At 65.4% G+C, this 11,577-nt stretch carries 6 protein-coding genes; 3 read left to right on the top strand and 3 right to left on the bottom strand.

Annotated features, from left to right (window positions below):
* Together ACK5NO_RS04495 and ACK5NO_RS04490 are read left to right on the top strand one after the other, a co-directional pair.
* Nucleotides 1–371 (top strand): hypothetical protein (locus ACK5NO_RS04495; protein ID WP_416811474.1); only part of this gene is annotated, 371 nt, incomplete at its 5' end.
* Nucleotides 372–381: 10 nt separating this feature from the next.
* Entirely contained in the window at nucleotides 382–780 is a 399-nt protein-coding gene (locus ACK5NO_RS04490) for a hypothetical protein (RefSeq protein ID WP_416811473.1), read from the top strand.
* On the opposite strand, the gene ACK5NO_RS04485 is transcribed toward ACK5NO_RS04490, so the two are convergent.
* Nucleotides 777–2,051, bottom strand: coding sequence for a deoxyguanosinetriphosphate triphosphohydrolase (locus ACK5NO_RS04485; RefSeq protein ID WP_416811472.1), 1,275 nt, complete (start codon nucleotides 2,049–2,051; stop codon nucleotides 777–779). The two genes, ACK5NO_RS04490 and ACK5NO_RS04485, sit on opposite strands and share 4 nt — an antisense overlap.
* Before the next feature lie 243 nt (nucleotides 2,052–2,294).
* On the opposite strand from ACK5NO_RS04485, the gene ACK5NO_RS04480 reads away from it, so the two are divergent.
* The gene (locus ACK5NO_RS04480) at nucleotides 2,295–2,942 is read left to right on the top strand and encodes a dihydrofolate reductase family protein (RefSeq protein WP_416811471.1); all 648 of its coding nucleotides are present in this window, start codon (nucleotides 2,295–2,297) and stop codon (nucleotides 2,940–2,942) included.
* An 876-nt stretch (nucleotides 2,943–3,818) separates the two neighbouring features.
* Here the strand turns inward: ACK5NO_RS04480 and ACK5NO_RS04475 are convergent.
* Entirely contained in the window at nucleotides 3,819–4,235 is a 417-nt protein-coding gene (locus ACK5NO_RS04475) for a hypothetical protein (RefSeq protein ID WP_416811470.1), read from the bottom strand.
* Nucleotides 4,232–11,380 carry a DNRLRE domain-containing protein gene (locus tag ACK5NO_RS04470; protein WP_416811469.1) on the bottom strand — a complete coding sequence of 2,383 codons (7,149 nt, stop codon included), beginning with the start codon at nucleotides 11,378–11,380 and terminating at the stop codon, nucleotides 4,232–4,234. Before ACK5NO_RS04470 ends, ACK5NO_RS04475 begins: the two co-directional genes overlap by 4 nt.
* Between the last annotated feature and the right edge of the window lie 197 nt (nucleotides 11,381–11,577).

Raw genomic sequence — 11,577 nt, 5'->3', positions numbered from 1 at the left:
GTGTGGTGCTCCTCGCTTCGGGCCTGATCACGCTGGTGCGCGTCCGTTTTCACCGCGCGCTCGAACTGGTGGTCACCGGCATGTGGATTGTCACCGGCATTCAGGCCATCGCTGTGGTCGCGGTGCTGCTCAGCGGCAATGACGCTGGCCTGGTGCTGACCATCGGCTACCTGCTCGCGACCATAGTGGTGCTGCCGCTGCTGGGCATCGGCCGGCTGGGCACGCCCGATGCTGCGGCCACCGATCCCGACCCGAACCGCCCCGTGCTCGCGCCCGACCAGATCGCGCGCGTGGATGCCGGAGCCGCCGTGATCGTCGCGATCGCGGCGGGCGTGCTCGCGTGGCGCATCTTCGTGATCCTGGGGACCTGACGTGAATCCCATGGGCCGCATTCTGCTGATCGTCGCGTACGCCGTGCTGGGGCTTGCCGCGACGGGACGCTCCGTCGTGCAGATCACCTCCAAGTTCGATCAGGCGCCGATGCCCTACACGGTCTCCGCCGCATCGGCCGTCCTGTATGTCGTGATCGCCGTCGCGCTGTGGCGCGGCTGGCGCCAGGTCGCCATCGTGGGCACCGCACTAGAACTGGTGGGCGTGCTCGTGATCGGGACACTCGGCTGGGCCGCGCCTGACCTGTGGGCGGACGAGACCGTGTGGACTGGCTACGGCTCGGCGTACGGCTGGGTGCCGCTGGCACTGCCGGTCATCGCGCTCGTGGTGTTGCTGCGCCGCCGCGGCACGGGCGATGTCCCGGCCCAGGCCCAGGCAGACCAGGCCTAGTCGCCGTCTTTGCTGGTCACGTAGCGGTGATGCCAGTTGTATGCGGACGTGTCCGTGAGCGACGCGACCTGGTCGATCGCGACGCGTAGGCGCTCAGCGTCGGTGGACGCTTCGAGGTAGTCCGCAGCGAACTGGGGCTCCATTGCCGGCGCTCCCCTGTCCGCCAAGGCTCCGACTAGTTCGCGCAACACCTTGCGCTGCTTGGCATAGGTGGGACTGGTCTCGCGCGGGGCCATGAGGAAGTGCACCGCGACGCCCTTGAGGATCAGAATCTCGTCGCGGGTGTCCTGCGGTACCACCAGGCCCGCGTGGTGGCGGGTCAGCGGGCCGTCGCCGTGCTCGGCACGCGTGGCGACAATAATCGCCTGCGCGAACCGGCCGATGATCTGGCTGGTCATGTCCTTGAGCGCGGCGAGTGACTGACGAGTGCCGTCGTACGAATCCGACCACCACTGGAACGTCTGCAGGCGCTCAAGTGCCGCGAGCAGCGCGTCCTCCTCGGTGGCGCGGCCGTACCACTGGCGGGCGTGCTCGACGACGGCGCGGGCCTGGCCCGGGTCACGCAGCACGCCGGGGCTCACCGCGCGGTAGACGATCGAATCCTCGAGGTCGTGCACCGAGTACGAGATGTCGTCCGCGACGTCCATCACCTGTGCCTCGAAGCTCTGCTGGGTGCCGCTCGTGCCCTCACGCACCCACTCGAACACCGGCAGGTCGTCGTCGTACACGCCGAACTTGCGGGTGGGCGTGCCGTCCGGCCGCAACGGAGCGGCGGGCTCGCGCCACGGGTACTTGACCGCGGCATCGAGGCTGGCGCGCGTGAGGTTCAGACCCACCGAGACGCCCGTGGCGGGGTCAACGGACTTGGGCTCGAGCCTCGTGAGCAGGCGCAGCGTCTGGGCGTTGCCCTCAAAGCCGCCGATGTCCTGCGCGACCTTGTCGAGCGCGCGCTCGCCGTTGTGGCCGAACGGCGGATGGCCCAGATCGTGCGCGAGGCAGGCCGCATCGACGATGTCGGGCGAGCAACCCAGCGCCTTGCCCAGTTCGCGCCCCACCTGCGCGACCTCGAGCGAGTGCGTCAGACGGGTGCGCACGAAGTCTCCTGAGCCGAGGCCCAGCACCTGGGTCTTGGCCCCCAGCCGGCGCAGTGCGCTCGAGTGCACAATGCGCGCGCGGTCACGCTCGAACGGCGTGCGTTGCGCGGCCTTGGCGGGCTCGGCGACAAACCGCTCGGTGTCATGCGGCTCGTATCCAGGGGCAATGGCGGTCACGTGGCGATGCTATCTGCCCCGGGTGTGGGACCAGCAACTCCCGCGTGTCGGCGGACACCGGGGGCCCCTCGGCGCACGTTCGCAGGTGCCTTCCCGACAGGTGCATGCGAACGTGCCGATCCGACACGAGTGAAGGAGGATCTCGCGCCGGCTCCTGCGACCGTGCTCCCGCCCTCCCCACGGGGCCGATGCGGACTCAGGCTCGCCACGCGCCGCACCCGGGCGCGGCGTACCGTGGGGCGCATGGCCCGCGTCCGCGTCTACATCGCCTGTTCTCTGGACGGCTTCATCGCCGCGCCGCATGACGATATCTCGTGGCTTGAACAGCCACGCCCCGACTGGGCTCCCATGGCTGCGGGCGCGTGGGGCGCCGTCGAGTCCGATGCCGCGTCCTTCGAAGACTTCACCGCTCACGTGGGCGCCATGCTCATGGGAAGACGCACCTTCGATGTGGTCGACAGGATGGACATCGAGTGGCCGTACGGGGACATGCCTATCCTCGTCGCAACCACGCGGCCCCTGCACGACCCGCCTGCTACGGTCACCGCGACCTCTGGCCCGATCGCGAACCTCATCGACGAGGCGCTCACCCTTGCGGGCGGGAAGGACGTCTACTTGGACGGAGGGCAGATGATCCGGCAAGCACTCGATGAGGGACTCGTCGACGAGATGACCGTCACGCTCCATCCGACCGTGCTCGGCGCGGGCCATGCGCTGTTCGCGGGGGCAACTCGTCGCCACCCCATCACCGTCACCGACGTGCGCCGCTACGGCGATGGCATGGTGCAACTCGTGCTTGTCCCGGCACGAGAGCCGGTCGACGATTCCCCTGTTCCTCCCGATGGCGGCCCGGCCGATGCGCCCGCCGAGCCTCCCTACGGTCTCGCCTGAGAGCGCGGTGCTGTCTCGGCCCAAGGTGAGCCGTTCTGGCAGGACATTCACCAGCCTGGCTCTCACCGCGTGATTAGCCCCTGTCACCTATCGGTGCGGCAGAGCCACACCTGATCAGGTAACCAAACCCTGGGGCAGGTCACCCGGTCAACTGATCTTGGGGCAAACCCTCGTGACCTGGATCGAACGGACCTACCACCGCCGACGTCGCCAACGCGTCCTAGGCCGATTGACGCCCATCGAGTACGAAGCCATCATGGCCCCACAGGTCGCCCTCGCGGCCTAACCCCCCAAGTCACCAGAACCTTCAGCAGTCCCAACAGCACGACGAGCGTCGATGCGCTGACCGGTGACCATCAGACCAAGGTCGTCGAGGCTGCAAAAAGTAGTGAGGTCGGCAGGGCCGAAGGTACCGTTGAACACGTCGAGGTCTTTCAGATGGACGGTGTGAGAACTCCCATCATGGAGGACCTCGACGTCTCTCCGGACACCACCCCGGCCAACAGGCCTACACCCTCATCTGCGAAGAGCCCCATTGGTCGTGAGGGGTACCGTCCGAGGGTCGCACCGCGATGGCGTCCGTGCGAACGCACGTCGCCAAGTCTCGGTAGCGCGGATGTTGCGCGTTCTCGAGTAGCGCGACCACGAGTCTCCGCACCTGTGCCGGTGCGGCTACCCAACCGTGCAACGCGTCTGCGCCCACCATCTCTGCCTCCTCCATCGCATCACCGCGGCGGGAAGTAGGTGCCGACATGGATCCGGCTCGCAGAGACTCTGTGAGCTCGCCACGTGACCGGCACCCCTCGAGTCACCCGGACAACTTCCAACGCGATGCGAGCTTCCCGGCGCAGTCGGTGCGCGCGCTAAGACACAGAGTCATGTGTCTCGGGACGGAGTGATTCTTAGCGCGAACCTCCGCAGGTCTTCTGCGAGACTTCTGCGAAAGACCACACGTCGGCCGCTGCACTGGACCACCAATCTCGGCGAGAAGGATCTCGGGCGCTCGACCTCTCCGCCTTCGAAGACATAGCACGTGGCTAACTCGGCCATCGAGTCGAGCAACTGGCGCACCTCAGAGTCGTCGACATCCTCAGCGAAGACTGTATATGCGAATCCATCATCCACAGCGACCTCGAACCATCTCTCCCCAGGTGAGTTCACGACGGCTTTGCGTCTCCCGGGCACGTCGCCACCGAGTCGCGCGTAGGCCACATCGCCTCGGAGTCCCGACTCGAGGATCTCGAAACGCTCCCCAAGCGTGTCGAGGTACTGGACTGCGTCGGCGGCCTTCACGTTACCCAGCTCCCCCAGAGTCGCCGCGAGGTCCCCGTGGCGTTGTTTGTGATTCCTCCCTTGGCACGCTCCATGTGAATGTGGTGCCGCTGAATACGCTGGCGCCAGGGCGAGAGCGTGGCCCAATGCTTGCGCTCCGGCCCAAGCGACACCCGCCACTTCTGATCGGGAGTCTTTCCGACACGAACGAAGTTGTTCTTCTGGAGGCTACAGCTCGCATTGTGAACGAGTAGTGGTTCTTCACCGACATAGTAGGTGTGGAGGTCGGCGACGGTGAAGTTGTATGCCCATCGTGTCGCCTCATGAGGCCGGACTTCCAACACCGTGCCCGTCGATCCCGTGGCGGTCGCAAGCATGTCGCCCTCGGCCAGGTCGGCCGCGTTGACCCATCGTCCGCTGGGCGCAATCTGCACGCCGTCGGTCACCATGACGTCACGGGCGCTGGCTACCCAGAACGGGTGTTCGGCGGTGGCACGCACCGTGTCAACGCCCGCATCTGTTGCGACCGCGACATCGACCCACTTCTCGTCGTCGAGATGCCGAATCAGGTCCGTCACCGGCTTCGCGACTGTCTCGCCCGTGAGCGGGTCGGTGGCCACCACCAGGTCGCCCACCACCACCTGTTCGATGGGTGTCGATGACCCATCGGCCAACAACACGGCGGTGCCTTGCTCGAAGCTGTTACAGCCCGTCCGCCTGATCGCGGGCGCAACCTTACGCACGACCTTGGCGATCGTGCCTGACTTAGCCGCCTTGCCGGCAAGCCTGGCCGCCGTGCCTAACAGTTTGCCGCCTGGTACCAGACCGATCGCGGCCGCAGCGGCTGCCTTATAGTCGCCGGTCGCTAGATGCGCGGCTGTGGCCACACCCGCGGCGACCATGCCGATCGGGCCGGGAATGAACGATGCGACTTCCGCGACCTTCGCTACGACTTTCGCAGCCTGGGCGACCTTCTTTAGCCATCCCCAGGCACGCCCATCAAGGTCGTACTTGTTGATTGGATCTTGGGGATACGCATAGGCCGTGGTGTTGCCACCGGCTACCGGATCGACCGACGTGAACAGACCAGTGACGGGGTTGTACAGCCGTACCCCCATCAGCAGCAGGCCGGTGGCCGCATCGGTGGCGCGTTCCTTTGCACCCAACCAGCCATACGTGAGCGCCCCGGTGTCAGGCTGCACGGTCAACACTCGCCCGTACTCGTCGAAGTCCGCGAAGGCGCCCACCGCGGCTACCGCACCAGCCTCATCGAGCGTCACACTGGTGGCGACATCACCATGCAGGTCGGCGATCTGCAACGCCACCACACCGTCAGTGATCTCAAGGCCCAGATCACCCCCCAGTGACGAGCCGTACCACGTCAGACTCGTGCCCGCGCTATCGGTGCGTGTCACCCACGCAGGGCTATCTGTGGCATCACCGTAGTGACGAGACAGCGTTACCGTGCCCGACGCGGATGTTGATACTGCATCGGTACGTCTTCCCAGCACATCGATACCGAACACCGTTGACGTGCCATCCTGGCTCAGGGACCGCACCAGATCGTTATCGAAGTAGCCGATCGCGAGGTCGCCAGCGGCGGCTCCCATCGGAGAGTCGATTGCCGGTATCAGCCTCTGGCGTCCAAGGGCGTCATACACGTAGGACGCGACGCCGTTCGCGCCGGTGTGGACCCGGTCGGCATCGTCGTAGGTCCACGCATCGGTGAACGACGTTCCCGTGCCGCATACGCCATCGGTGCCCGACACCGATGTGGAGCGCGCCAGACGGTTGCCCCGCACATCGAAGTCATAGGCGCGCGTCACGCACGGCGTGGCCGCTGCATCGGTCGTGTCGTCGTCAAGAAGCTCGCCAAGCAAGGCAGTGCGGTCGTCGACCTTGGTGAGCCGATCGGCACGGTCGTAGGTGTAGCTGCGACCAAACTGCGCCACGAGGTCCGCCGCCTGTCCCGTGGCCGGCGTCGTTTCCGAGACCACACGGCCGTACAGGTCGTTGACCTGGGTCCATGCGATCAGTGGGACCTCACCGCCGTCTCGGTCGTCGCTGACATAGGCAAGCGACTCAGCCTCACCTGTGAGCGAGTAGGTGTTGACCTGTGTCAGGCCGCCGGGCATCTGTTGGCGCAGCATCTCGCCCGCGACACCATAGGCCGCCGTGAAAGCTCCGGCACCCGAGACGGTCATCGTCGTGGCAAGTCCGCGGTGTTCCTCACGTCCTAACGCGTCGGTGCCGTCGTAGGTGTAGGTGACGGTGCGGTGGGGGTCACTCACGGTGTGCAGTCGGCCGGCGTTATCGAACCCGTGGGAGGTCACGGCGCCGTCGCGGTCGGTGTAGGAGGTGTTGCGTCCCCACAGGTCGCTTGCGTTGGACACGCGAGAGATCTCGCCACCTGCACTGTCGAACTCGACCGTCGCCAGCGGCAGGCCGGTCGCAGCGTCGTACTCGATACGAGTGTGTGCCAGTGGTGTCGAGTCCGTCAGTCCCGTCACCGCAAGGGACGTGCGCGACGTGCGACCATCAGCCAAGTACGTGGTGGTCGACGTACGGGCGACCTGTCCCAGGGATTCCACCACGGTCGTGGGGGCCAGCAGCATGGAGTAGCCCGTGGTGCGGCTCTCGGGGAGAGTCGGTGTTGCCTCGCCCGAACGCGTCACGCAAGGAAGGCCTGCCCACTGCGGGGAGTTGCCGCACGCAGCGTCATGGGGGTTCGCACCCACCGTGTAATAGACGACGATGTCCGTGCCTGCGTCGTTGCCGTTGGCGCCAGGGGCACGTGATTCCACCACCCGGCCCAGCGCGTCGTACCGGGTCTTGGAGACGATGTTGTCGGCCGCGTCAGGCATCACCACCGTGGTGGTCGTCTCCGCGCCGAGCATCCACCCGGACGTGTCACCGGTGAGCGGCGCGCCGTCGATGGGGTCGTAACCTGTCTTCGACTCCGACAGCAACGGTTCACCCTTGGCCACCGGTACTGACAGGTCCCAGTGCCCTGACGCTTCGGCAGCCTTGAATTCGCGTGTCGTCGTCACCAGACTAAAGGGCTGCCCAGACTTCGGGTTGATCCCGCCGTTGGGGGCGCCCTCGTCGTAGGTGAACTGGGTGTGGATGCGGGCAAGCCCGTTGCCCGCATCGTCACTGGCGGGAGCCCACGTATCAGTCACCAATGTTCCGGCGGGCACCAGCACTGTTCCGGCGGCAATCGAGCCCCCGTCCCACGTGTAATTCGCACCGGCGACAATGTCGTCGTTGTAGCGGGTGATGGACGCCACCGCGTTGACAATCTCCTGCGCTACAGGTTGCCCGTCGTTGAGGACAGACTGTGCCAGAAGATGTGAGGTCGCCGCAGTGTCGAGGCTACGCACCACACGATCGCCATCATCGAACTCGATGGCCGTGTACAGCCACAGGCCGGCACCGAACTCTGCAGTGTTCAGCGTGTAGCCCTCAGCATCGGTGAAGGTCAGATTCGCGTTCTTCCACGCGGCGGCACTCACAGCCGATGCACTGTTGGTTCCCGGATCCTCACCCGGACCAAAGGTCGCAAAACCCAGGGCAGGGATACGAGTCTGCCCCCACGCGTGAACCGCACCGATGGCGTCCGGAACCCCGGACGGGGCGGCGGTCATATCGATGCCATAGATGTAGCGCGACATCGTCACCTGTGGTGCACCGTCAGTGGCGCCGTCACGACTGACGCGCAGCAGCGATCCCGATCCCTGAGGATCGTCGTCGTACTGCATGCGCCACGCGGCCAGGCCTCCTGGCTTCACGGCCGTAAGGAACGGCACCTGCGCTTTGGACGTGCCCGAATACTCGTATGTCGTCTGGATCCCTGATCGCGGGTCGACGACAGTCTTCAGGTGCCCCGTAGCGTCGTACTTGTAGCGCGCCACCTCCAGCGAGCCCATCGCCTTAATAGCGGGATCCCATGCACGGTAGGTGACCGACGCCACACGGCCCGCAAACGCATCCGTGCTCGCATTCGTCGAGGTGTAGTAGGCGATATCTAGGGCGCGGCAACCGGGCGACAGCGTCGGGGTACACGAGACACCGGCAGGGACGGGCGCAAGGATCCGTGTGATACGACCAGACCCGTCACGCGTAAACGTCGTCGCGCCAGCCTGACCGGGCTCCACGACCGACTCTTGAACCCATTCTCCAGAACCCAGGTGGGCCCACGTGGTGGTGACACCATCATCCTCGACAAGCGACAGGCGGGCGGCCCTATCCTCGCCGGTGACCTTCAGCCGATAGCCCAAAGCCGCCGTGTCTGCATCGAGCGCCACGTACTCGCCCGCCTTCTGCGGCTCGGTGGTCCCGCCAGGCTGCTGGTAGAGAAGATAGGTGCCGTCGACGTCTTCGAGGATGAGGAGCCCGTTGTCCTCGGTGGCATCGATGACTGTGAGGCCCGCCGCACCGACATCGGTACCCTCGAAGCTCGGCGCCCAGCCCGGACCAAAGACCGAGTCCTCCCGTCCTCCAGCGAAGGTGCTGTAGGTACGCGAAACCGACAGCGTACCCGTGTAACCGGGCACCGCAAGGTCCGTGGTTGAGGTGTTGAACTCGCCCGTCCACATCGCGACCTGGCCCGGGCCAGCCGACGCGACCGGGAAGTTGTCGCCGAAGGCATGAGGCACGCGCAGCACAGTGGCGTGCGTCGACTCGTCGTTGCGCCAGGTGCAAAGAGTGTCGCTCGTGTAGGTGTAGGTGAAGCACACCTGGACATCCATAAGGAACGGCACCCGCTCCTTGCCGAGCGACTCTGCGGCCTGCGACGAGTCCCACGGGTAGTCGACCGAGGGGTTCACGCCCGCCGCCACGTCACCAGGCGCATTAGCCGTGATCCGCGTCCAACCCGCGGATGAACCCGTGGCGTCAGAGTAGCCAGCACCGTTGGGCGTGCCACTGGCCCTCCAGTACAGGCTGCGCTCCACGGAACCACTACCGGCCGGTGGTGCGCTCGCGACGATCCTCACGCGGTCGGTGGTCTTGTAATCAGACGCAGGCGCAGTGATTCCTACCGACCCGATCCCATACTCCAACACCGTCCACGCACTCGTGTTGTTGGCACGGTCGACCGCGCGAGCCTCGACCCTGTGTCCACCGTTGGTGCGCGGCAAGCCCGTGAGCGTTGCACTACCCGAGGTCGCCACGACAGTCTTGACGGCGCCCGAGTCGACCTTGTACTCGAACTTCACCGCATCCGTAGCGCTCAACGTGGCACCGACCGAAGACGGTGCGGTGTCCTTCCACTGCCCGTTGGTGAACTGCGGCGACGTGATCGACGTGGCGCCCGGCGCGGCCGTGTCGACAAACACCGTCCAGGTAGGCGACGACGACGCCCTCGACGTCGACGAGCCATCACTGGCGGCCACCGAGACCGAGTACGCCTTGCCCTGCGCCAACGCGGCAGACGTGTAGCTCGAGGTCGATCCGGAGGCCACCGACGATCCTGAAGCGGCCGACACGGTCGTAGTGGAGCCCTGCTTGACGGTGAACAGGCCCCTCACGTTGCCCCCGTCGGGGTCCGACACCACGGCACTGAAGGTGGGAGTCGTGTCATTGGTGTAGACCGTAGCGCCCGCCGCCGGCGCGGTGCCTGCGACCTTCACGCTCGACGGCGTGTTCGGATAGCTGTTGTACGTCACCGAGATGACAGGCTTGTTCGACGACGCGTTTCCGGAGCTGAAACGCTTCCACCCGGCGTTGTCGGTCTCCGAGGCGGCCTTGATGCCGATACCCTTCGACGTCGCGGTCCCCGTCGACCAGGCCTGAGCCATCGTCGTGATATCGGCACTCACGTAACCGCCCGCACACGACGACGAATACCCCTTCGTCGCCGTCGAAGAAGCGTACTTGGTGCTCAAGGACGGCATGTTCGTCCACCGCGTCGACGTCGACGTCGTCGATGTCGACCACACCTCCCACCCCTTGGCACTACACGACCACGAATGGTGGTTGTACAACTTCAACGTCGCAGCCGTGACCTTCTTACCCACAATCGGTGAGACATTCACATTCAGAAACGAGCGGAACTTGTCCGCACCAGAATTCGCGGTGCCAATCAACAGTTCCGTCTGGCCCGAACGATCCGACAACCACGCATCCGACACATACGTATCAAACGACACGGTCAGGTTCGCCGACGGATCAATCACCACCGGGAAATCAGACGACTCGTCAAACGGCAAAGCACCGGTGTCGATCGAGATCTCCGCGACATCGCCGCTCACGGACACATCCACGGGCACGTCCACGATCGTCGGCAACTCGTTCAAATCTGCAGTGACCTCAGGTGCAGGCGTAGCCTCGAGTTCATCGTCGTTGACCGGTGCGGGCGCCATCTGCGCCACCGGCTGCACATGCAGCGCATCGGAAGCAGCGTCCCACGCCGATACATCCGACACCTGCGCGACCCGGTGGCCGTCGTCGTTCCGCACCACCACGCCGTCACCGACGCGCACCAGGTCCGACTCGGGAGCAGCAAACTCAATGGCAAGCTCCTCGGCTTCCTCCAGCGCTTCGGCATCCTTGACGACAAAGAACTGCTCGTAACCAGTCGCAGTGACCTGAAAAACCAGATCGATGCCGGGCTCGGCGTCCACATACCGGATCGCATCCTCGGCAACAACAGGCTCAGGAAGAGCCCCATCCCACCACAACGAAAACGGCTCACCCGAGGCATCCTGACCCGTGACGACCTCAGTCCGACCATCGGAGCCGCCGCTGAACTGCAACCCCGCGACGTGCGCCTTCGGTGCGAACCCGCCCGCACCATTCGGCACCAGGGAACTGTCAGCACGCGCCCAGCCCTCGTCCGTGGCGGGATCCTCGCCGGTCGCCACCCACTCCGGACCGGTCGAGATATCCGTCCGCCACTGCCCATCAGGCAAAGCAAACGTCTGCGACACCTCCGTGCGCTGCGACAGATCCTCGACCAGCACACCGCGAATCCTCGCCAACGCCGACGCCGAGATCGCGTCCGGCGACGTTGCGCCTTCCCACTCGAGCTCCGCAACGGCCGCGTCAACGACATCTTCTGGATCAGCTGCCTCGGCAGGACCAGCCTCAACCACGGCGTACAGCATCAACGTCGACACAGCCACCGCAGCCGCGAACCGGCCCGTCACACACTCAAAATCCATCGAGCGCCACAAGGCACCAGAAATCGCCACAGCAAGACCCCCAAGAGCAGAAGACCACGGATAGCGCGGAGCTGAGACAACCTCAACCGCCACCCCGTAGCCACCAACATCGGCAACATCCCGCTCGTGGGTTGGACAATTCATACCGCACGTCACATCCAGCGGACAACAGGCCCATCGTGTCGGGTTCATCACAC

It is taken from the genome of Demequina sp., assembly GCF_047975725.1.
GTDB lineage: Bacteria > Actinomycetota > Actinomycetes > Actinomycetales > Demequinaceae > Demequina.
Note: the sequence above shows the minus strand (reverse complement) of the source record. Positions and strands in the feature narration are given on the sequence as shown.